At 62.5% G+C, this 19,179-nt stretch carries 22 protein-coding genes; 12 read left to right on the forward strand and 10 right to left on the reverse strand.

The features are described 5' to 3' along the window. Nucleotides 1–136: 136 nt before the first annotated feature. Both AC3EMP_RS30980 and AC3EMP_RS30985 read right to left on the reverse strand, forming a co-directional pair. Entirely contained in the window at nucleotides 137–295 is a 159-nt protein-coding gene (locus AC3EMP_RS30980) for a hypothetical protein (protein WP_023671107.1), read from the reverse strand. A 129-nt stretch (nucleotides 296–424) separates the two neighbouring features. Continuing rightward, entirely contained in the window at nucleotides 425–2,425 is a 2,001-nt protein-coding gene (locus AC3EMP_RS30985; RefSeq protein WP_352711615.1) for an AI-2E family transporter, read from the reverse strand. Nucleotides 2,426–2,611: 186 nt separating this feature from the next. On the opposite strand from AC3EMP_RS30985, the gene AC3EMP_RS30990 reads away from it, so the two are divergent. Beyond that, nucleotides 2,612–2,845 carry a hypothetical protein gene (locus AC3EMP_RS30990; RefSeq protein ID WP_023686482.1) on the forward strand — a complete coding sequence of 78 codons (234 nt, stop codon included), beginning with the start codon at nucleotides 2,612–2,614 and terminating at the stop codon, nucleotides 2,843–2,845. A gap of 238 nt (nucleotides 2,846–3,083) precedes the next feature. After that, the gene (locus AC3EMP_RS30995) at nucleotides 3,084–4,124 is read left to right on the forward strand and encodes an aminopeptidase (RefSeq protein WP_031244690.1); all 1,041 of its coding nucleotides are present in this window, start codon (nucleotides 3,084–3,086) and stop codon (nucleotides 4,122–4,124) included. Between the two features lie 29 nt (nucleotides 4,125–4,153). Here the strand turns inward: AC3EMP_RS30995 and AC3EMP_RS31000 are convergent, their stop codons facing one another. After that, entirely contained in the window at nucleotides 4,154–5,359 is a 1,206-nt protein-coding gene (locus AC3EMP_RS31000; protein WP_352711618.1) for an ROK family transcriptional regulator, read from the reverse strand. 145 nt (nucleotides 5,360–5,504) lie between these two features. Between AC3EMP_RS31000 and AC3EMP_RS31005 the strand changes: the two genes are divergently transcribed. The 7 genes from AC3EMP_RS31005 to AC3EMP_RS31035 all read left to right on the forward strand — a co-directional run bounded on the left by AC3EMP_RS31005 (nucleotide 5,505) and on the right by AC3EMP_RS31035 (nucleotide 12,460). Beyond that, complete coding sequence (locus tag AC3EMP_RS31005; protein ID WP_352711619.1) at nucleotides 5,505–6,770, forward strand: ABC transporter substrate-binding protein; 1,266 nt, start codon at nucleotides 5,505–5,507, stop codon at nucleotides 6,768–6,770. An 81-nt stretch (nucleotides 6,771–6,851) separates the two neighbouring features. After that, nucleotides 6,852–7,787 carry a carbohydrate ABC transporter permease gene (locus AC3EMP_RS31010; protein ID WP_352711622.1) on the forward strand — a complete coding sequence of 312 codons (936 nt, stop codon included), beginning with the start codon at nucleotides 6,852–6,854 and terminating at the stop codon, nucleotides 7,785–7,787. Further along, a complete protein-coding gene (locus AC3EMP_RS31015; RefSeq protein ID WP_023671100.1) occupies nucleotides 7,780–8,685 on the forward strand; it encodes a carbohydrate ABC transporter permease in 906 nt (301 codons plus the stop codon). The genes AC3EMP_RS31010 and AC3EMP_RS31015 overlap by 8 nt, the downstream gene beginning before the upstream one ends. Before the next feature lie 25 nt (nucleotides 8,686–8,710). Further along, on the forward strand, nucleotides 8,711–9,817 hold the full coding sequence (locus tag AC3EMP_RS31020) for an ABC transporter ATP-binding protein (protein ID WP_023686485.1): 1,107 nt from the start codon (nucleotides 8,711–8,713) through the stop codon (nucleotides 9,815–9,817). A 44-nt stretch (nucleotides 9,818–9,861) separates the two neighbouring features. After that, the gene (locus AC3EMP_RS31025; protein ID WP_352711626.1) at nucleotides 9,862–10,629 is read left to right on the forward strand and encodes an SDR family NAD(P)-dependent oxidoreductase; all 768 of its coding nucleotides are present in this window, start codon (nucleotides 9,862–9,864) and stop codon (nucleotides 10,627–10,629) included. A 26-nt stretch (nucleotides 10,630–10,655) separates the two neighbouring features. Next, on the forward strand, nucleotides 10,656–11,651 hold the full coding sequence (locus AC3EMP_RS31030) for a sugar phosphate isomerase/epimerase family protein (protein ID WP_023751366.1): 996 nt from the start codon (nucleotides 10,656–10,658) through the stop codon (nucleotides 11,649–11,651). Further along, complete coding sequence (locus tag AC3EMP_RS31035) at nucleotides 11,648–12,460, forward strand: SDR family NAD(P)-dependent oxidoreductase (RefSeq protein ID WP_023751367.1); 813 nt, start codon at nucleotides 11,648–11,650, stop codon at nucleotides 12,458–12,460. The genes AC3EMP_RS31030 and AC3EMP_RS31035 overlap by 4 nt, the downstream gene beginning before the upstream one ends. A 408-nt stretch (nucleotides 12,461–12,868) precedes the next feature. On the opposite strand, the gene AC3EMP_RS31040 is transcribed toward AC3EMP_RS31035, so the two are convergent. The 7 genes from AC3EMP_RS31040 to AC3EMP_RS31070 all read right to left on the reverse strand — a co-directional run bounded on the left by AC3EMP_RS31040 (nucleotide 12,869) and on the right by AC3EMP_RS31070 (nucleotide 17,143). Next, entirely contained in the window at nucleotides 12,869–13,303 is a 435-nt protein-coding gene (locus AC3EMP_RS31040) for a hypothetical protein (protein ID WP_023671095.1), read from the reverse strand. A 681-nt stretch (nucleotides 13,304–13,984) separates the two neighbouring features. Then, entirely contained in the window at nucleotides 13,985–14,533 is a 549-nt protein-coding gene (locus AC3EMP_RS31045; RefSeq protein ID WP_023754306.1) for a dihydrofolate reductase family protein, read from the reverse strand. A 170-nt stretch (nucleotides 14,534–14,703) separates the two neighbouring features. Then, nucleotides 14,704–14,973 (reverse strand): PilZ domain-containing protein, encoded by a 270-nt coding sequence (locus AC3EMP_RS31050; protein WP_023726509.1) that lies wholly within the window; start codon nucleotides 14,971–14,973, stop codon nucleotides 14,704–14,706. Nucleotides 14,974–15,032: 59 nt separating this feature from the next. Then, the gene (locus AC3EMP_RS31055) at nucleotides 15,033–15,242 is read right to left on the reverse strand and encodes a hypothetical protein (RefSeq protein WP_023671091.1); all 210 of its coding nucleotides are present in this window, start codon (nucleotides 15,240–15,242) and stop codon (nucleotides 15,033–15,035) included. 118 nt (nucleotides 15,243–15,360) lie between these two features. Beyond that, entirely contained in the window at nucleotides 15,361–15,936 is a 576-nt protein-coding gene (locus AC3EMP_RS31060) for a DUF308 domain-containing protein (protein WP_023700951.1), read from the reverse strand. 104 nt (nucleotides 15,937–16,040) lie between these two features. Next, nucleotides 16,041–16,628, reverse strand: coding sequence for a TetR/AcrR family transcriptional regulator (locus tag AC3EMP_RS31065; RefSeq protein ID WP_023710872.1), 588 nt, complete (start codon nucleotides 16,626–16,628; stop codon nucleotides 16,041–16,043). A 140-nt stretch (nucleotides 16,629–16,768) separates the two neighbouring features. After that, nucleotides 16,769–17,143: a hypothetical protein gene (locus AC3EMP_RS31070; protein ID WP_352711630.1), complete on the reverse strand. Its 375-nt coding sequence runs from the start codon at nucleotides 17,141–17,143 to the stop codon at nucleotides 16,769–16,771. Between the two features lie 145 nt (nucleotides 17,144–17,288). On the opposite strand from AC3EMP_RS31070, the gene AC3EMP_RS31075 reads away from it, so the two are divergent. From AC3EMP_RS31075 to AC3EMP_RS31085, 3 genes are all read left to right on the forward strand, one after another. Further along, entirely contained in the window at nucleotides 17,289–17,462 is a 174-nt protein-coding gene (locus AC3EMP_RS31075) for a hypothetical protein (RefSeq protein WP_155923304.1), read from the forward strand. A gap of 259 nt (nucleotides 17,463–17,721) precedes the next feature. Beyond that, nucleotides 17,722–18,474 carry a DUF4142 domain-containing protein gene (locus AC3EMP_RS31080; RefSeq protein ID WP_352597659.1) on the forward strand — a complete coding sequence of 251 codons (753 nt, stop codon included), beginning with the start codon at nucleotides 17,722–17,724 and terminating at the stop codon, nucleotides 18,472–18,474. Between the two features lie 31 nt (nucleotides 18,475–18,505). Next, entirely contained in the window at nucleotides 18,506–19,111 is a 606-nt protein-coding gene (locus AC3EMP_RS31085; protein ID WP_023710869.1) for a general stress protein, read from the forward strand. Nucleotides 19,112–19,179: the final 68 nt, after the last annotated feature.

Genomic DNA, 19,179 nt, shown 5'->3' on the forward strand with positions numbered 1-19,179 from the left:
AGATAGCGGCTCAATTATTGCGTTGCCAGAAACGATCCTGGCAACAGCCAAGTGGCCGGGTCCGTTCGTACGATAAAGCGCCCCGCGCAGGGACGGCGCCAGCATGGGCCAGATCGACCAGACAGATTGACCGGTCCTATGCCTCTCCGAAATCGGTTTCGTTTCTTGACGTCGGTTGCCGCTCGTAGTCAACGGGCGGCGGCAGGAGCATGATTTCGGTCTCCTTGCGGCCGAACTCTCGGCCGATCTGGAACGCTGCATAGATCGCGCCGAGGCGGATAAGGAATCTAAGCATGGGGGTTCTCCTTCGATGTTAGGAACCGCAAGGCCGCGAGATTGTTCCATGGTTTGCGAGTGGGGACGATCTTGCCGTCGCACCAGGCATTCCAGCGCCGGCGCGGCAATCTGAGACATGGCGGTGCGGCTAGGCTGTTGCGGCCGTTGCCTGGGCCGGGATCCGTTTTCGAGGGGCCGGACGGCGTCGATCGCGGCGTTTCGAAACGACTTTGAGGGGAACGGCCGGCGCTGGAGAAAGTGCGCCAAGCACAGCGTTGACCATGCCGTGCGCTACGAAATCGGCGCTGATGTCGGCGGCCAAAGCTTGCCTTTCTTGCCCGACATCGCCCTGCTCCGCGTCTGACCAGAACACAATCCCAATTCTCAAACCTGCCTTGGCGCGCTTCAGTCTCCGGACCAGAAAGCGGGCATGCTTGAGCGAATCCCGGTTCAGGAAACCGACCACGACGGTGTCGATCGCCTCTAGTTCGAGACGACGAATACCTGCCGGCTCCATATCGACAAAACTGGCCTTCGCCACCGTAGCACCTTGCACCTCCAGCACCTGAGCGAGCATGGCGGCAGCGGCATCGTCGAGTTCGCCGCGACCGCCGGCACAAAGCACCGACATGTCCTTGCCGTCGGGCAGCTCGATCTCTTCCTCTTCGACGCCATCTGTTTCCCTGCTCGCGCTCCCTTCCGCGGTGGTTGCCGGCGCATCTTCCTCGCTTGCCTCTTCCTGTGCATCGTCGGCAAGATTTGCCACAAGAATTTGGGCGCTCGCCGCCACCTGCCTTCGCTGTTGATCGCCCATCACGCCACGCATGCGGTCCTGCTCGCCCAACAGGAGAGCAGGAATGGCGACAGTGTCGTAGAAATCGATCAGGTACTTCTCCTCGAGGATCTCCTCGGCATGGTCAGTGGCCTCGTCGGGATCGCCGGCCAGGAGCCGTTGATAGAGCCGGGCGTGAGATTCAAGGACGGGCTCGTTGCCAAACAGGACGTCGAGAAATTCGAACTGCGGAACATGTCGCCCGAGGACGACGAGGCAAACTGTCAGCGGCGTCGAAAGGACCAGGCCGAGCGGCCCCCACAACCATGTCCAGAAAATTGCCGCAACGATGATTGCCAAAGGAGAAAGTCCCGTGCGCGAGCCATAGAGCCACGGTTCGATGACGTTGCCGGTTACCAATTCCATGACGACAAACAGTGCGGCGGTCCACAGCACCAGCGACCAGCCGGGCGCAACCGCCAAGGCCAGAAACAAGGGCAGCAGCATGCCGATAACAGGGCCGATATAGGGAACGAAGCGCAGCGCCAGTGCCAGCAACCCCCACAGCAGCGCGTTGGGAATGCCGAGCACCCAAAGGCCAATTGCGATTGGTATCGCGTAGACGATATTGACCACCAATTGCATGATCAGATAGCGGCCAACCCGTTTGCCGGCATCCTGCAATGCCTGCGTTGTGCGATGGAGGTCGCCATAGCCGACGAGGCGGATAAACCGGTCGCGCAGATCCTCGCGCTCAAGCAACATGAAGATGACGACGATGATGATCAGGCCAGCTGATGCCAGCGGGCTGATCAACGGTCCGATGATGTTCTGCAATACCTCCAGAGGTCTCTCGCGGGCGACGATCTCGACGGGAACAGGCTCGCGCCGGGGCTTGTCGGCCGCAGGCGGCGCCACATCCTGCTTGTCGATCTCCTGACCGACACGCTCGATCACCCCGCTCAGCCTGGCAATTATGCCGCCACCAACGCCCGTCTCCTTGAGGGAACGTACCTTGGTCAGAATGTTTGTCTGGTAGACGGAAATGTTCTGAGCAAGCTCGCTTACCTGGGTCGCAACAATGAAGCTGAACAGGCCCAGGGCCGCGAATGCGCCAATCACGCTCAGAAGCACTGCGGGCAGCCGAGGCAAGCCGACACGCTTCAGTGCGGAGACCATCGGCACCAGCGCAAAGGTCAAAAGCAGCGCGATGGCAATGGGAAGGAACACCTCACGACCGAAATACAGCGCAGCTACCGTCGTGACGATGGTTGCCACGGTAGGCAGAGCTGTGCGCGGATGGGCATTGCCTGCCGCAAGAATCCGTCCTAGCCCCCGCTCGGACGATGAGATGTTGTTTCGACGATTGGCAGCCACCTGATTCCCCCCGTTTCCTAGCCGATAGTTAGACCCATTCGCCTGCCGGGCAATGTTTAGCAGGGCCGAATACATACGTTTTGCGGTTTTGCGCCCTGGGCGCTGTGCTCTGACGGTTCAGTCGATATCGTCGGAGCCGCAAATCTGTGGTAAAGCCGCCGCCCAACCAACCAAAGGACGACATCTGTGAGCGAACCGACTGTGGCCGAAGCGACCGAAAGTATCTATGCCTCGCTGCGGGCGGACAATGCCGACATCGACGCCCATATCGCGACGCTCAAGGCTGCGCTGACACGAGAGGGCGCAAAACAGGCGGTGTTCGATCCGGCCAAATTGGCCCAGAACAACCGCTCGGGCCGTAAGTTGATGCAGGCTTATTTTCGCCAGCGCGGCGTGAGCGTGAAGTTTTCGGACCAGTAGCGCGCGGCAGCTTGGGGGAACCGCGTCTCGACGGACGGTCCGTATCTCGCCCGCTCCGCCCTGCGGTGGGCTTTCGTCAATCCTAGGCGAATGGCCGCCTTGCCCTGCCCAGGTCGGTGTCACCCCCTGCCCCTGCAGCTCTTGACGGAAACCGGTGCCTCCTGTTTGAGGGTGACCAGGACGTTTGCTGCATGGGGAGATGGGCCAGGGTGGGCAAACAGTGAAGCGCGTTCTTCGGATGCTTGCCGCGGTCGTCATGGCGTCCGGGGCGACCGGCTGCACGAGCATTTCCTACTACGCGCAGTCGTTGCAGGGTCACGCGCAGATCATGGCCGCCCGCAAAAATATTGCAAAACTCATCCGTGATCCTTCGACGCCTGAAGCATTGCGCGCCAAATTGACGTCGGCCAGCGCCATAAGACGGTTTGCGACGGATGAACTGGCACTGCCCGAAAACAACAGCTATCGCAGTTATGTCGACATCCATCGCGACGCCGTGACCTGGGCCGTTTTTGCCGCGCCGCAATTCTCGCTGGCGCCACGAACATGGTGCTTTCCGGTTTTCGGCTGCGTTCCATACCGGGGTTACTTCTCCCGGAAATCCGCGACTGAGAACGCAGTCGAACTTCAAAGACAGGGGCTGGACGTCTATGTCTCGGGCGTCACCGCCTATTCCACGCTTGGCTGGTCCAGTGACCCGCTGCTGAGCACCATGCTGCGTCAGGACGACACCTATCTCGCAAGCCTTGTTTTTCATGAACTGGCGCATCAGCGCCTCTATGTGGATGGCGATTCCGCATTCAACGAGGCATTCGCCGTTGCCGTTGAAACCAGCGGCGTCAGGGAATGGCTCCGCGCCGCCGGCGACCGGGCCGGATTGCGCCGATACGAAGCCGACCGCAAACGCAGCGCCGATTTTCTCGGACTGGTGGCGAAGACGCGCGACGAGCTAAGGCAGGTCTATGGTAGTCCCCGCACCCCGGAAAAGATGGCGGCCGCCAAGGCAGCAACCATCGACCGGTTGCGGGCGCGCTACCGGCGGATGCGCGACAGGCACTGGGCGGGATACCGGGGATACGACGCCTGGTTCTCTGCCCCGATCAACAACGCCAAGCTCGCCGCAACTTCTGTCTACGGTGAACAGGTTCCGGCCTTTCTTCGCTTGTTCGACCTGTGTTCCGGCGACTATCCGAGGTTTTACGCTTCTGTCCGGCGGATCGCGGATTTGCCCAAATCGTCCCGCGCCGAAGCGCTCAAGGCTGCGGGCACATGCAATTGACTTGAACAAGCACAGGCTGGTCCTGACGATCACCCCGGAGACAGTTCCTTCGTTTGGTGTCTCAAAACGAGGCCGACCGCGCCCAGCAAGGCATCGTTCTCGGTGTGCCTGCCAACGATGATGCGCGTGCGCAGGGCGGGAGCGATATCGCGGGACTTGATCAGCGTATGGCGTTCATAGGACGCGATCAGCGGCGTCAACAGAATGTCCCCTGCCAAAGCCATGTGGCCGCCGATGATGATAAGCGGCGGATTGAGCACCGAGCCGATGAGGCCGAGACCCCGGCCGGCGATCTCGGCGGTATCCTCGATCATCCGCAACGCCCTGACGTCGCCCTGCTCGGCCATGGCGATGACATCGTCCATGGTGACTTGCCGCCCAACGACACGCGAAATCTGTTCCAGCGGCCGGGTAAAACTCGCGTAGAGCTCCAGGCAGCCGCGATTGCCGCAGCGGCAAAGGTCGCCGCCGGGATCGATGCTGATGTGCCCGAATTCGCCAGCGCCGCCGGCGACGCCCGTCACCAGCCGGCCATGCTGGACTATGGCGCCGCCGACACCCAGATCGATCTTGAACAGGACGAAATCGTCCTGGCCTACGGCCGCGCCCCACATCAGCTCGGCAATGGCCGCGCAGTTGCTCTCGTTGTCGGCGAAGATCGGCTGTTCCAGGACGGGTCCGAACACATCTCGTATGTTGACGCCGGCCCATGTTGGAACCATGCTTGCGCGCAGCACCACTCCATCGCGGCTGACAGGGCCGGAGACGGAGACACCAACCCCCAGGAGCCCCGCCACCGGCAGACCGTTTTCCCTGTAAGATTGGGCAATTGCCGATTTGACCGCCTGGGCCGCCTGTTGCGGCTGGTAGTCCAGCGCCATTGGAATATTTTGTTCGGCAATGACGGAATGCGAGACATCGGCGACGATGAGCCGTATCTGCTGAAGAGCCAGGTGAATGCCGACGCAGGTGCCCGCTGTCGGATTGAGCGTCACCGCCGCGGCTGGCCTGCCGATGCCTCTGATGCCGTCGCGGCTGGTCGGGGCTTCGATCACCATTCCAGACCTTTTCAAGCCGTTAAGCGCGGTTGACACCGTCGAGCGCGCCAGACCGGTGGCGCGTGCGATCTGCAACGCGGAGAGTGCGCCGCGCTCGCTCAGGCAGCGCACGATCATGCTCTCCGGCGACGCGGAGGGTCTGTCGATCAGCCAGGTTCTAAGCGAAGGTTTTGTCATGGCTCAACATAAACATCGTTGACTGATAGCTCCAATATGTCATCTTGGAAAGAACTCGAGATTGACGCATCTCGCCGGCGGCGGCTTCAAACCGCGGCCATAAGCGGTCGAGACGAACCGTGCAACACGATATGGGAGTGAAACGATGAAGTCCGTCATGACCGCGATTGCGGCCGCTGCTGCGTGCACATTTTTCGCCGGAACAGCCTTCGCCGAACCCAAGACCAACCTTTTGCACCAGTGGGCGACCGGATCGGACGCCCAGGCGATCGCCAAGCTCGGCGAGATGTTCACCGCCAAGGGCGGCAAATGGGAACAGACCTCGATCGCCGGCCACACCGCCAATACGCTGGCCAAGCTGCGCGCCGACGTGATCGCCGGCAATGCCCCGCCTGCCGTGCAGCTCAAGGGCCCCGAGATCGCCGAATGGAACGAGACCGGCATGACCGCCGATCTCGACGAGTTGGCGGCCTCGGAAGGGTGGGAGAAAGTGGTGGCGCCGGAATTGCTTCCGGTGATGAAGCCGACCGGCAAATGGGTCGCCGCGCCCATGAACATCCACCGCATCAACTGGCTCTGGGCCTCGCCCAAGGTCATGCAGGCGGCCGGCGTGGCGGAAATGCCCAAGACCTGGGCCGAGTTCAATGCCGCCTGCGACAAGATCGTCGCCACAGGCAAGATCTGCATCTCGCATTCGACCGCCGACTGGACGGATTCGACGGTGTTCGAGGTCGTGCTCTACGGCCAGGACATCGATCTCTACCGTAAGGCCTTTGTGGAAGGCGATGTCGAGTCCATGCGCAGCCCGGGAATGGTCAAGGCCTTCACGCAGATGCGCCTGATGACGAGCAAATACATGGATCCGGGCATGGTCGGCCGCGACTGGGATTCGATGTCGGCGCTGGTCGGCAAGGGCGACGCGGCGTTCCACATCATGGGCGACTGGACGATCGGCCTTTTGACCGCCGCCGGCTTCAAGGAAGGCACCGACTATGTCTGCGCCCAGGCGCCGACCGATTGGGGCAAACCCGGCTTCATCCTCAACTCGGACTCGGTCGTGTTCTTCAAGCAGAAGGACCAGGATTACATCGACGGCCAGAAGCTGCTGGCCAGCCTGATCCTGTCGCCCGACTTCCAGACGGTCTTCAACCAGGCCAAGGGCTCGATCCCTGCACGCCTGGATATCGATCTGTCGAAGGGCTTCAATCCGTGCCAGCAGCTCTCGCAGAAGGATCTGCAGGCTTCGATCAAGGACGGCACGCTGGTCCGCTCGATGGCGCACAACATGACCATCCCGCAGAAGATGCGCGGCGCGATCATGGACTCCATTACCGAGTTCGTGGCGACACCGGACATGTCGCCCGAGGATGGCGCCAATGCGATGGCCGACGCGGCGGAAGCACAGAAATAGACGGGAATGGCCGGGCGCGATGCCTATCCGCCCGGCCGTCCTCCCTTCCAGTCCCGTGCTCTGCCAATTTCCGTGCTCTGAATGTCAAATCACGACCTGATCCTGTCGGTCCCGACGCCCGCCCGCCCCTGGCGCGAGCGGCTGGGCTCCGCGATGCCCTTGCTGGTGCTCGGCCCCTCTCTCGTGGCGAGCTTCGTCTACGTCTTCGTGTTCACCGGCTGGACGCTCTATATCTCGCTGTCCAACTCCTCGCTGCTGCCGACCTACGGCTTCGTCGGCCTCGAGAACTACGCGTCGCTGTGGGCGAACCGGCGCTGGAACATCGCCTACAACAACCTGTTTTTCTTCAGCGCTTTCTACATCGTCGGCTCGATGGCGGTGGGACTGCTGCTGGCGATCCTGATCGACCAGCGCGTGCGCGGCGAAGCGGCCTGGCGCACGATCTTCCTCTATCCGCTGGCCGTCTCCTTCATCGTCACCGGCACGGTCTGGAGCTGGCTCTACAATCCGACCGACGGCATCCAGGCCATGGTGCGCGGTTTCGGCTGGGCGAGCTTCAAGTTCGCACTCGCCAGCGACCGGCACTATGCGATCTACGCGGTGATCATCACCGGTGTCTGGCAGGCCTCGGGCTTTGCCATGGCGCTGTTCCTGGCCGGCCTGCGCTCGGTGGATCAGGACCTCGTCAAGGCCGCGCAGATCGACGGCGCATCGACGTTCCGCATTTATCGCAAGGTGCTTCTGCCAACCATTGCGCCGATCTTCCTGGCGGTCGCCGTCATCCAGATCCAGTTCGCCATCAAGACCTTCGACCTCGTGGCGGCCCTGACCAAAGGCGGCCCGGGGATCTCGACCACCTTCCCCGCCATCTACGTCTATGACCTGATGTTCCAACGCGGCCAGATCGGCGAAGGTGCGGCCGCCGCCATCATGATGCTTGCCGCTGTTGCCGTGGTGCTGGTGCCCTATTCATTCTGGGTGGTCTGGCGCCGGCGCAAGGAAGCCGGCCATGGCTGACGTCTCCCTGGACCAGTCGCTCGACCGTCGCGCTGCCGCAGTCGCGTCGCGCCGGCATTTTCTCACCCGCTTCGCCATCTATGGGCTGCTGGTCGTCTTCGCGGCGATCTACCTGGTCCCGTTGCTGGTGGTGGTGCTGAATTCATTCCGCGACCAGCAGGAGATCGCGCGCAACGGGTTGATCTCGCTGCCGCGCAGCTTCCGCCTCGATGCCTGGGGCCAGGCCTGGAGCACCTATTGCATCGGCGGCACCTGCGAGGGCATGCAGCGCAACTTCTACAACTCCCTGAAGATGACGATCCCGGCCACGATCATCTCGACGGCGGTCGGCGCGATGAACGGTTACATCCTGTCGAAATGGCGCTTCAGAGGTTCGGAAGCTTTGTTCACCTGCATGCTGCTCGGCGTCTTCATTCCGGGCCAGATTTCGTTGATGCCGTGGGCGTTCATCCTCGGCAATCTCGGCCTCAGCAATTCGGTCTACGGGCTCGTCCTCATCCACGTTATCCAGGGCATTTCGTTCACCACTTTGTTTTGCCGCAACTACTACGTCAGCATCCCCGACGACCTGATCAAGGCGGCGCGCATCGACGGCGCCGGCTTCTGGCGCATCTTCCGCAAGATCATTCTGCCGCTCTCCTCACCGATCCTGATCGTCACGGTGATCTGGCAGTTCACCGGCATCTGGAACGAATATCTGTTCGGCGTCGTCTTCACCTCCGGGCAGCAACAGCCGATCACGGCAGCGCTCGTCGCGCTGACGGCAAGCGGCACCAATGTGCGCGCCTACGATGTCATGAGCGCCGCCGTGCTGATCGGCGCGCTGCCGCCGCTGCTGATCTATCTCTTCGGCGGCAAGTATTTTGTGCGAGGCCTGACGCAAGGTGCCATCAAATGAGGCGCGATCAAGTGAAGGGCATTGCATGTCGACATTGATCATCCGATCGCTGCGCAAGAACTTCGGCGCGGTCGAGGTGCTGAAGGGCATCGATCTCGAAGCGCGGAACGGCGAGTTCATCGCGCTGGTCGGACCGTCCGGCTGCGGCAAGTCCACTCTGCTGGCGATGATCGCCGGGCTCGAATCCGTTACCTCCGGCGAGATCCGCATCGACGGGCGGCTGGTCAATTCGGTGGCGCCGAAGGACCGCGACATCGCCATGGTGTTCCAGTCCTATGCCCTGTACCCGACGATGACGGTGCGCGAGAACATCACCTTCGGCATGGAAAGCCGCCGCGTCCCGAAGCCGCAGCAGGACGAGGCCGTCAAGCGGGTTGCCGCCTTCCTGCAGATCGAACCGCTGCTAGGGCGCAAGCCCGGACAGCTTTCGGGCGGCCAGCGCCAGCGCGTCGCCATGGGCCGGGCGCTGGTGCGCGATCCCAAACTGTTCCTGTTCGACGAGCCGCTCTCCAATCTCGATGCCAAGCTGCGCGTCGACATGCGCACCGAAATCAAGAAGCTGCATCACCGCGTCGGCAAAACCACCGTCTACGTCACCCACGACCAGGTCGAGGCGATGACGCTGGCGTCGCGCATCGCCGTGATGCATCAGGGCGAGGTCCAGCAATTCGACGATCCCGCCACGATCTACAATCGTCCGGCCAACATGTTCGTCGCCGGCTTCATGGGGTCGCCGGCGATGAATTTTTTGGCCGCCGAACTGAGCCAGGAAGGCGGTCGCCGCACTGTTGTCCTGCAGACCGCCGACGGCAAGACGGCCAGCCTGCCGATCGTCCAGGCGCTCCCATCCGACACGCCGCGACAGCTCGTGCTCGGCATCCGTCCCGAGCACATCTACCGCTTCGATCCCGACCTTGCGCGCCGCAAGCCGGGCATCGCGCAGATCGATGCAGTGGTCGAACTGGTCGAGCCGACAGGCGCGGAGACCATGGCCGTCCTGCGCCTGGGCGGCAAGGAGATCACCGGCCGTTTCGACCCCGACGGCACGCCGCTTATGGGCGAGACGGTGACGCTCGGCATCGACATGGCGCGTGCCTGCCTGTTCGACCCGACGACCCAACGCCTGATCTGATCTGACCCGATCTGACCGAAGCCTGATCTGAAAAGAGTTCCGCCTTGTCCTTCGCCACGTATCCGAGCCTGTCCGAGCGTGTCGTGCTGATCACCGGCGGTGCGTCGGGCATCGGCGCCGACACGGTCCGCGCCTTCGCCGCCAATGGCGCACGAGTGGCGTTTCTCGATCTGCAGCAGGAGGCCGGCGAGGCGCTCGCGCGGGAACTCGCCGCCGCGGCAGCGCACGCGCCCCTGTTCCTGCGCTGCGATGTGACCGATATCCCCGCCCTCCAGGCCGCGATCGGCACGGTGCGCGACCGCCTAGGGCCTGTCGCGGTGCTGGTCAACAACGCCGCCGATGACAATCGCCTCTCCGTCGCCGACGTGACGCAGGAATATTGGGACCACGCCCAGGATGTGAACCTCAGGCACCACTTCTTTGCCGCCCAGGCCGTGCATCCGCACATGCAGGAACTGGGCTTCGGTTCGATCGTCAATTTTTCCTCGATCGCCTGGCGTTTCGGCGCGTCAGAGATGGCGCCCTATGCGGCGGCCAAGGCTGCCGTTATCGGGCTGACCTTCGCGCTGGCGCGGGCGTTTGGCCCCGACAACATCCGCGTCAACGCCATCGAGCCGGGCGCCGTCATCACCGACCGGCAGCGGGAGCTTTGGTACAAGACCCAAGGTTCGGTCGACCAGGTCGTGCAGCGCCAGGTGATCCGCAAGGTTCTGCTCGGCGAGGAGATCGCGCGCACGGTGCTGTTCCTCGCCGCCGACGACAGCCGCATGATCACCAAGCAGTCGATCACCGTGGATGCCGGCCTGCGATGACCACACCTGACTCAAAGGATCGCTTCATGCTCGAGGTCGGCCTGAACCCCTACGGCCTGACCTATCATCTCGGCCTCCAGGGCCGCGGCACGCCACGCGCCAATCCTAGACCTGCGGGGCTCGAAGGTTTCATCGCGCTCGCGACCGATCTCGGCGCGCGCGTGCTGGAGATCTGGGTGCCATGGCTGAGCGAGCTTTCCGACGACGCGGTGATCGCGCTGCGCGAACGGCTCGCCGGCCTTGGCATCACGCCGGTCGTCAGCGGCGGCCTGCTGGTGGGCGAACCGCTCGACGATGCGTTTCGGGCCGCGCGCCTGCTCAAGGCCAAAATCATCCGGACGGCGCTGACGCCGGTTCTCTGCGGCGACCGCAACGCCGCCGGCGCAAAATGGAGCGAGTACGTCGGCATCATTCGGGGGCGATTGGTGGAATGGGGTCCCCGCGCGAATACCGAAGGGTATGTCCTTGCGATCGAAAACCACCAGGACTTTACCAGCCGGGAACTCGTCGATTTCTGCGCCCTCGGTGGTGACAGTGTGGGCGTGACCTTCGACACCGGCAACACGTTCCCGGTCGGCGAAGCGCCGCTCGATTTTACGAAGGTGATCGCCCCCTATGTCCGCCATGTCCACCTCAAGGATTACCGCGTGCAGTTCACGACCGAAGGTTACCGGCTGATCCGCTGCGCTATCGGTGACGGTGCTGTGCCGTTCGCCGAGCTGTTTGCAATTCTTGCCCAGCACCATGATCGCCTGACCGCCGTCCTCGAACCGGGCGCATTGGAGGCGCGGCATGTCCGCTATCTCAGCGACGACTGGTGGCGCGGCTATCCCCCGAAGACGGCACGCGAATTTGCCGCCTGCCTGGCGGCCGCGCAGCGCAACCGGCTGCCCGACGATGCCGACTACCGCACGCCTTGGGAGCGCGAAGCCGACGTCTCACTGGTTTCCTATGAGCTCGACATGATCCGGCGCAGCGCCGCCAACATGCGCAAATTTGGTTTGATGGAGAATATCCGATGACGGCACGTGAACTCGATGGATTGACCGCCTTCGTAACCGGCTCCGGCCGCGGCCTCGGCCGCGTGATGGCCGAGCGCCTGGCGGAACTCGGCGCCAATGTCGCGATCCACGACATGGACGAAACGGCGCCGGCCAAATACGGCGAGTTCGCCAATCTCGGCGAAGTGGTCGAGCGCCTGAAGCGGCATGGGACGAAGGTCACGTCGGTGACCGGCAACATTGGCGACCAGAAGGCGGTGGCCGAGATGAAGCGCAGGATCGAGGCCGATCTCGGCGACGTCCATGTGCTGGTCAATTGCGCTGGCGGCGACATCGGCGCCAAGGGCGGCAAGCCGAACCCGAACAACGCCCTCGACATCGAACTGGACGACATCCGCGTGCTCACCGAGAACAATCTGATCGGCACGATGCTGGTCTGCCAGGCCTTCGTGCCGCCGATGAAGCAGCGCGGCGGCGGCTCCGTCATCAACATCGCCTCCGCGGCGGCACATCTCGGCTGCTCGCCCGAGGTCGTTTACTCCACCTTGAAGGCCGCGGTCGTGCATTACACGCGCTGTCTCGCCAAGGAACTGATCGACGACGGCGTGCGCATCAATGCGGTCAGCCCAGGCGCCACGAAGACGGCACGTTTCCAGGCGACCCGCGTGGTCGATCCCGAGCGCATGGACTCGAGCAGGAAATCGCTGAACCGCTATGCCGAGCCCGAAGAGATCGCCGAGGCGGTGGCGTTTCTGGCTGGCCCGCGGGCGCGGTTTATCAATGGGCAGGTGCTCCGCGTCGATGGCGGGTTTACGATCTTTCCGGGGTGATGGGGCGGGCCTCGAATTTCAATTTCGGGGCCGAAAGCGGAAGGTCCGTTGTCGGGATTCCTGGGTCAAATTGCCCCCTCACGCCTCGAGCTTTTCGCAGCGTCAAAACGGCTGTGGAGGGATTGGCAGGCTATACCGCTGACGAAGCGCACATGTGACCCACCGAGGATAAGTAACCCCGCTTGGTCACGCGGGCGCTGCCGACCGGTTGGTCGAAACTGGCGCTGGTACTCGCTATTCACGAAATTGCCGATCACCCTGACGAGGTCCACTAAGCAATGGTGAACGTCATTTCTGAAGTCGCAAGCAACTCGGCCGCCCTACTCCATTGAGGTCAGCCATGCCTTCGCGGAGCCGACGCAATCTCTGCTGGAGCCTGCATGCTTCTTCAGGCGCAAGCGCTGTGTCTCAGTGCGGCATGAATCCTTTTCTCAGCCAAGCCAATATCTTGCTCCCATTGAGGACCCTGCGGACACGTCCGGCGGCCCAGCCAGCCTGCATGGTGGCGCCGGTGTGGCAACTGCAGACGATCTCATGCAACTGCCAATCGGAGAGTTCGAAGAAGCGTCTGGCTTCCCCGTAGGTATCCGATTGCATGCCCGATGCACGCAGCAGTGGATCGTCAAAGGCGACACTGATCGCCGATCCGACCGCGCGCGCTTCTCCGCGGACAGAGGGATGCAGATGCTCAGTCCCGGTGAGAGCCACAAGGGAGCGCGTCGGATTTCGATAGAGCAGTTCCGCCCACCGCTCTATCCGTTGCGTCCTTGTAGCCAGCAGAGCCGGCGATAGTGGACTGATGTCCGCGACTGACTGGAGTTGATCGAGTGTCTGGTGCTTCATGACTGCCTCCTGTTGGCCGTTCCAATCCCTAGGCCTTTGCTGCAGGATTGGCTCACACGCTAAGCCGCCTCGTAAAGGAGCGGCGGCCGATCAGGTGTTGCCACCAATCGCCCACAGGCACCACGCGGCGGCATCTGCAGCGACACCAACTGCATTCCTTCGCCAATGTTCCAGCGGGATGAAAAAACTGTGCGGCCGGCCGACCCGACGGACCCGGCTGGCGCACGCAGGATCCTGAACTGCTGGACGATGATGACGCAGGCCCGGAAAGGCGGCTAGGTTGGACCTTGCTTTTCAGGCTTGACCATGATGTTTCACTACCCGCTCGGTCATCGGGAAGGCCGGGAGCAGAGCCGCTGGCGGCAACGATGAGTTGCGGACGAGGTCGGGCGGTGGAGGACGACGCCCTTGGGCCGCCAGGTCACTGAAGGACCAACCCAAGCGGCGCTTCGGGCGTAAAAGCGATGTCCTTGTAGGTCTGCAATGTCTGCTTATGGAGGAACGGCGGCAAGGCCTCTTTGACCGGCATAGGGCGCATTGCTGACCGGCAGATTTTGGGCCGACAGCAGACCCTCTGCTGCTTGGGTACCCAGCACGCAAGCTGACATGTGAGACCTCGGCGCGAAGGCCGGGACCAGGCCCTCTCCAGGTTCGCATGTTGGCGCTGAAGCGCCTTATCGTTCAGCCTCGCGGCACATAGATCATATGAACCGTATCGTCATCGATCAATGTGCTCGACACCAGTTGCAGCGCAGGCCTTGCCTCGTGGAAGAAAGGCTTGCCTTTGCCGAGCACGAACGGCCTCACGTGCAGGTGATACTCCTCGATCAGCCCCAGCCTGGTCATAAGGCCGGCCAGTTCCGGACCGGAAACGCTCAGGGTACCCTCCGTGCGGGCCGCGATCTCGCGAATCTGCGCTTCAATATCGCCGGAGATGAGGGTGGCGTTTGGGCCTACCCGTGAAAGTGTGCGCGAAACGACCCATTTGGGCAGCTTGCGCCAGAGTGTCGCGAACTGGCGAAGCGGAGCGTCCCATTCCGCGTGATCATCGTCCCAATAGCGCATGACCTCGTACATCCGGCGGCCATACACAGCGCCGGTATGGTTGCGAATCGTCTCGATCCAGTACTCGAAGTGCTTCTGGCTTGGTGCGCCCATGACCAGATTTCCGGCAAGGTCATCGACATAGCCATCGATGGAGACGTTCATTCCCAAGATAAGTTTGGCCATAAGCAGCGCCTTCACATAGTCGGTTCACGGATTAACCGCTTGTAATTTGCAAGCAGTCAGACGCTATAGCAACTGATTGCAAATCGCAAGTAGCATAGAAAGAAGCGTTCGTGCCGCAAACGAGCCCTGCCTTGTCCCATCAACCCTGCATCCGTCCCGGCTATCGCCCTCTACGCCTGCCTTCCCGAATCAAGCTGCACCCCAAGTCGCTCGTTCCGTCTCCACCGCACCACGGCGCGATAGCTGGTATGATCGACCGGCACGTGAAGCACGAAACGGTCGGGGATTGCGATATCGGCCTTCACCCGCAGCTCCGCACCGTGGGCGTGCTGGTTACAAACCAGACAATTGATACTGGCGTCGCCAACGCGGATTGTCGCTTCCTTCAGAACAAGATCACGGATATGCGACCGTCGCTCTATCGGTGGGTCAGCCGGCATTGCCTTATCCCTCTGATTTGACGACCTGAAACTCTTCTGAACCCGGAATGGAAAGCGCGCTACCGGCCCAGCGGTTGCCTCGAAAGACTGACGAGCTCGGCTTCGTCGACCACGCCGGCCATATAGTTCGCGATAATCCGGGATGCGATGGCGTCGCGTGCTTCGGGCGACTGACCGTCGCGCTTAAGCTGCTCGAATACACGGCCCAACAGCTCGAGTTCGGATGGCTGCAAAACGCCGGCCTCGGTGGCTTTGCGTCGAATGGGCATTTGTGATCCTCCACTACGGTCAACAACATACGACCGCGGCAGGGAAACTCAACTCACCTGTCGAGGGCGCCGCGCAGGCGGCGGCGACCACAAATCCCGTTTTCGAAACGCGACGCCCTCAGCCGGCGGCCTCAGCCGCCTTGCGCCGCGCGTCGCTGACCGTCAGCCAGACTGCCGAGACCAGGAAGTAGAAGGCGCCGAACGCGGCATAGGGCGCGACATCGGTGATCCCGACCGTCGCATCGCTGCCCGCCATCTTCACGAAAAAGATGCCGGCGAGCGCCGACTGGGCGCCGCTCAGCACCATTGCCCACTGCGCGCCGGACTTCCAGCGCCGGACCGCGGTTGCCAGCTGAAAGAGGCCCGACAGGACCGCCCAGACGCCGAACACCGCGAGCACCGCATTCATGCTTTTGCCCAGAGCAATGGCGACCGCCGCCGTGGTGATGATGCTGATGACGAAGTTCAGCAGCTGCGTTTTGTTGCGGCTTAGCCCACCGCTGCGCTGGGCGTCGACGAAATTGGCCAGCGCATCCCATGCGGGATAGGCGACCAGCATGATGGCTGCCAGGGACGGCATTGTGCTGGCGACGGTAAAGGCCAGCAGCACCCAGGCGGCCGCCACGGCAAAGCGTATGAAATAGTAGCTCTTGAGCCATGAGGATTGGTTGGCTTCATTCGTCTTGGCAAGCATTTTCGGATTTCCCTTTTTGTGTTTACCTACTAGAAGGTAGGCATGATGGACGCGTCGAGGGAATTCGGTGAAGGGGCTCGCCGCCCCTGTCGCGCAAATTCCTGTTAGTGAACCTTCCGAGACAGACGCTGCACGGTTGGCGTCAGAATGGTGCCGAACATGGCGGGGTTGCCATAGGCGCGCGCGGACAGCATGGCGCCATGAACGGTCGCCATGAAGGTCTCGGCCTCCAGCTCCGCCGAGCCTGCAAATCCGAGAATCCCCTGCTCGGCGCCGTGCTCCATGACCCTGGTCAACCAGGACGACAGAAACCTGAAGTAAGCCCGCACTTCGACGGCAATTTCAGCCGGGAGCGCAGGGAGTTCGCTGGCAAGCAGCGCGCAGACGCAAAACGGGACGCTCGCATCTTCAATGCATTTTGCCCAGTAGTCGGCATAGGTTTGAAGCAGTGCAAGCGGGTCCGAGAGTTTACTTTCCAGATCTGCCATGCCGGCCTCGGTACGCTCGCGATGGCGCGCCACAAGCGTGCGGACAAGGTCGACCTTGCTGGGGAAATGATGGTGGATGCTCGCCTTGCGGATCCCCACCTCGCCGGCGATATCGGCATAACTGAATCCGTTGTAGCCGCCGGCCACGATGAAGTTTCGCGCGGACGCCAGAATCTGATCGGAGGTCGCCACAAGGTTGCTCATGGCGTTTACCTACCTACTAGTAGGACAGCTGTCAACACCGAATTTCCGAGCGGGAGTTTTTCACTCAAGCGATACTGATCTGGCGTCCATACAAAGCCCGCCAGCAAAGCCGGCGGGCGCAATATTCATAAGATACGCCGCTAGAACCAGCTTCGGTCGCGTTCATGGCTTTGCCCGAGCAGCATGCCGATCAACAACCCGGCAATGCCGCCAAGCACGAAAGCGCTGCTGATGGTGCCGGGATTTTGCTGGACGGCTTCGGACACCGTCTGCGCCTGCGATCTCAGCTGCTGCGTTGCCCGTGCCGCGCGCTCGGTCGCGCTGCCATACCAGCCGCCGGCTTCGCCAACGGCATCTTCTGCGCGCTCGGCAAGCGTCCGGTTGATCTTGCTGATCTCGCGCTTCAGCGATGCGACCTGCTTCTCCAGGGCCTCCTGGGCCTCTCGGGCGGAAATCTTCGGGGTGTCCTTGGGGGTGTCCTTCGCGGTGTCCTTCGGGGTGTCGTTCTCGGCCATGGCTGTTCCTTTCGTTGAGGCAGGGGGAACGGCCAACGGACAAGGATGGTTCCGCTGCCTGCGCTCACAGTCATTCACCCGGCCGGCCGCCAACTTTGGGAACACTCTCCCGATCCAACGGTTGTGGTTGACGGAGGGCACGCATTTGTCGAATCGATCGAGCCATGCTGAAACGCTGCGGACGGTCTCCGATCTGCTACACCGCGCCCGCCGTGTCATTCGCGACGGCGGCCATGCCGCGGCGATGTTCGAAATAGACACGCTGCTGCAGGTCGCCCAGACAGAGGTTGCGCGCCGCCTCGAACGCAACGATCGCTGAACCTCGATAGTTCACCGCGGGCGGTGTTCACTTGCCGGCGGCGAAGGGCCTCGTTTCCCTTTGCGATGGACTTGCAAGGCGCCCGTCGAGCCGGCCGCCGTCCTCAGCGCCGACATGGCAAAGGCGCAAAAAGCCGCTGACGAGGGGCCATCATCGCGGCATCGACCCTCCCGGCTATAACGCTTGGGCGGCGGAACAAAGCTTGGCCGCACTGGTTAGGCTCACAGCACGATGTGTGCCCCAACGAGGATTTCTGTCCATGAAAACACGTGTTCTTCTAGCTTCGCTGGCCACCGCCACAGCCATGATGTTCGCCCTGCCCGCCTTCGCCGCCGACAGCGCTCAGGACTTTGTCGACAAGGCCGCCATCGGCGGCCTGTTCGAAGTGGATTCCAGCAAGATCGCCGAGGGCAAGGCCCAGGATCAAGGCGTCAAGGATTTCGCCAAGAAGATGATCGACGATCACGGCGCCGCCAACGCCAAGCTTGCGACCATCGCCGGCGAACAGAAGCTGAAAGTGCCGACGGAGCTGGACGCCAAGCACAAGGCCGATCTGGAGGCTCTGCAGAATGCCAACGATGCCGTCGACAAGCCCTATGTCCAGATGCAGCGCAATGCGCATTCGGAGGCGGTCACGCTGTTCGAGAGCTATGCCAAGGACGGCGACAACGCGCAGTTGAAGACCTTCGCCTCCGAGACCTTGCCGACGCTCAAAATGCATCAGGAAATGGTCGAGAAGATCGCTTCCACCGACAATGCATCGTCGACCACCAGCTCCACCACCCCGGCCGTGAGCACGACCGACACCACCAATCCGGCCGCCCCGGTCCCGGGTGCCAACAGCTTCACCGAGGATCAGGCGAAGAGCCGCATTCAGGATGCCGGCTTCTCCGGCGTGTCCAAGCTGACCAAAGACGACCAGGGCATCTGGCGCGGTCAGGCCACCAAGGATGGCAAGACCACGACCGTGGCGCTCGATTATCAGGGCAACGTCGTTGCCGGCGCCAACTGAACCTCTGAACCAGATCGAGGAGATCAAGACCATGAAAACCGTAACAGGACTTTTCGACAACTACGATGATGCCTCCGATGCCGTCGGCGAACTGGAGGCAATCGGCGTGCCGCAGGCCGACATCAGCATCGTCGCCAACAATTCGGACGACTGGTACGACGATGGCGACACCTCCAACGCCGCCGAGGATGCAGCGGGCGGCGCCGGTCTCGGAGCCGTCATTGGCGGCGCCGGCGGGCTTCTGACAGGGCTCGGCATCATGGCCATTCCGGGCGTCGGTCCGGTCGTGGCCGCAGGATGGCTGGCCGCCACCGCGGTCGGCGCCGTTGGCGGCGCGGTCGTCGGTGGCGCTGCCGGCGGCATCGTCGGGGCGCTGACCGAGTCCGGTGTCCCCGAAAGGGATGCGCATGTCTATGCGGAGGGCGTTCGCCGCGGTGGCACGATGGTGACCGCCAGGGTCAGTGACGAACTCGCCGACGAGGCCGAGCGTATTCTTGGCGAGTCCAACTCGGTCGATCTGCAAGACCGCCGACGCGCCTATGAAGCCGGTGGCTGGACCGGCTTCGATGCCGATGCCGACCCCTACACCGACATCGAGGCCGAACGCGACAAAACGCGCAACGCCAGCCCACTCTGATCATCGAGTCCCGTCGTCGCCGTACAGCGGCGGGGCCAAGGGTGCTGTCGGTGCGCTGCAAGCGGCGT

The sequence above is a fragment of the Mesorhizobium sp. P160219 genome, from assembly GCF_057786095.1.

Excerpts from the sequence above, each read along its gene's own strand:
- AC3EMP_RS30980 (WP_023671107.1), bottom strand. The coding sequence starts at position 295 with ATGCTTAGATTCCTTATCCGCCTCGGCGCGATCTATGCAGCGTTCCAG.
- AC3EMP_RS30995 (WP_031244690.1), top strand. The coding sequence starts at position 3,084 with ATGCTTGCCGCGGTCGTCATGGCGTCCGGGGCGACCGGCTGCACGAGC.
- AC3EMP_RS31000 (WP_352711618.1), bottom strand. The coding sequence starts at position 5,359 with ATGACAAAACCTTCGCTTAGAACCTGGCTGATCGACAGACCCTCCGCG.
- AC3EMP_RS31005 (WP_352711619.1), top strand. The coding sequence starts at position 5,505 with ATGAAGTCCGTCATGACCGCGATTGCGGCCGCTGCTGCGTGCACATTT.
- AC3EMP_RS31010 (WP_352711622.1), top strand. The coding sequence starts at position 6,852 with ATGTCAAATCACGACCTGATCCTGTCGGTCCCGACGCCCGCCCGCCCC.
- AC3EMP_RS31015 (WP_023671100.1), top strand. The coding sequence starts at position 7,780 with ATGGCTGACGTCTCCCTGGACCAGTCGCTCGACCGTCGCGCTGCCGCA.
- AC3EMP_RS31020 (WP_023686485.1), top strand. The coding sequence starts at position 8,711 with ATGTCGACATTGATCATCCGATCGCTGCGCAAGAACTTCGGCGCGGTC.
- AC3EMP_RS31030 (WP_023751366.1), top strand. The coding sequence starts at position 10,656 with ATGCTCGAGGTCGGCCTGAACCCCTACGGCCTGACCTATCATCTCGGC.
- AC3EMP_RS31035 (WP_023751367.1), top strand. The coding sequence starts at position 11,648 with ATGACGGCACGTGAACTCGATGGATTGACCGCCTTCGTAACCGGCTCC.
- AC3EMP_RS31040 (WP_023671095.1), bottom strand. The coding sequence starts at position 13,303 with ATGAAGCACCAGACACTCGATCAACTCCAGTCAGTCGCGGACATCAGT.
- AC3EMP_RS31045 (WP_023754306.1), bottom strand. The coding sequence starts at position 14,533 with ATGGCCAAACTTATCTTGGGAATGAACGTCTCCATCGATGGCTATGTC.
- AC3EMP_RS31050 (WP_023726509.1), bottom strand. The coding sequence starts at position 14,973 with ATGCCGGCTGACCCACCGATAGAGCGACGGTCGCATATCCGTGATCTT.
- AC3EMP_RS31055 (WP_023671091.1), bottom strand. The coding sequence starts at position 15,242 with ATGCCCATTCGACGCAAAGCCACCGAGGCCGGCGTTTTGCAGCCATCC.
- AC3EMP_RS31060 (WP_023700951.1), bottom strand. The coding sequence starts at position 15,936 with ATGCTTGCCAAGACGAATGAAGCCAACCAATCCTCATGGCTCAAGAGC.
- AC3EMP_RS31065 (WP_023710872.1), bottom strand. The coding sequence starts at position 16,628 with ATGAGCAACCTTGTGGCGACCTCCGATCAGATTCTGGCGTCCGCGCGA.
- AC3EMP_RS31070 (WP_352711630.1), bottom strand. The coding sequence starts at position 17,143 with ATGGCCGAGAACGACACCCCGAAGGACACCGCGAAGGACACCCCCAAG.
- AC3EMP_RS31080 (WP_352597659.1), top strand. The coding sequence starts at position 17,722 with ATGAAAACACGTGTTCTTCTAGCTTCGCTGGCCACCGCCACAGCCATG.
- AC3EMP_RS31085 (WP_023710869.1), top strand. The coding sequence starts at position 18,506 with ATGAAAACCGTAACAGGACTTTTCGACAACTACGATGATGCCTCCGAT.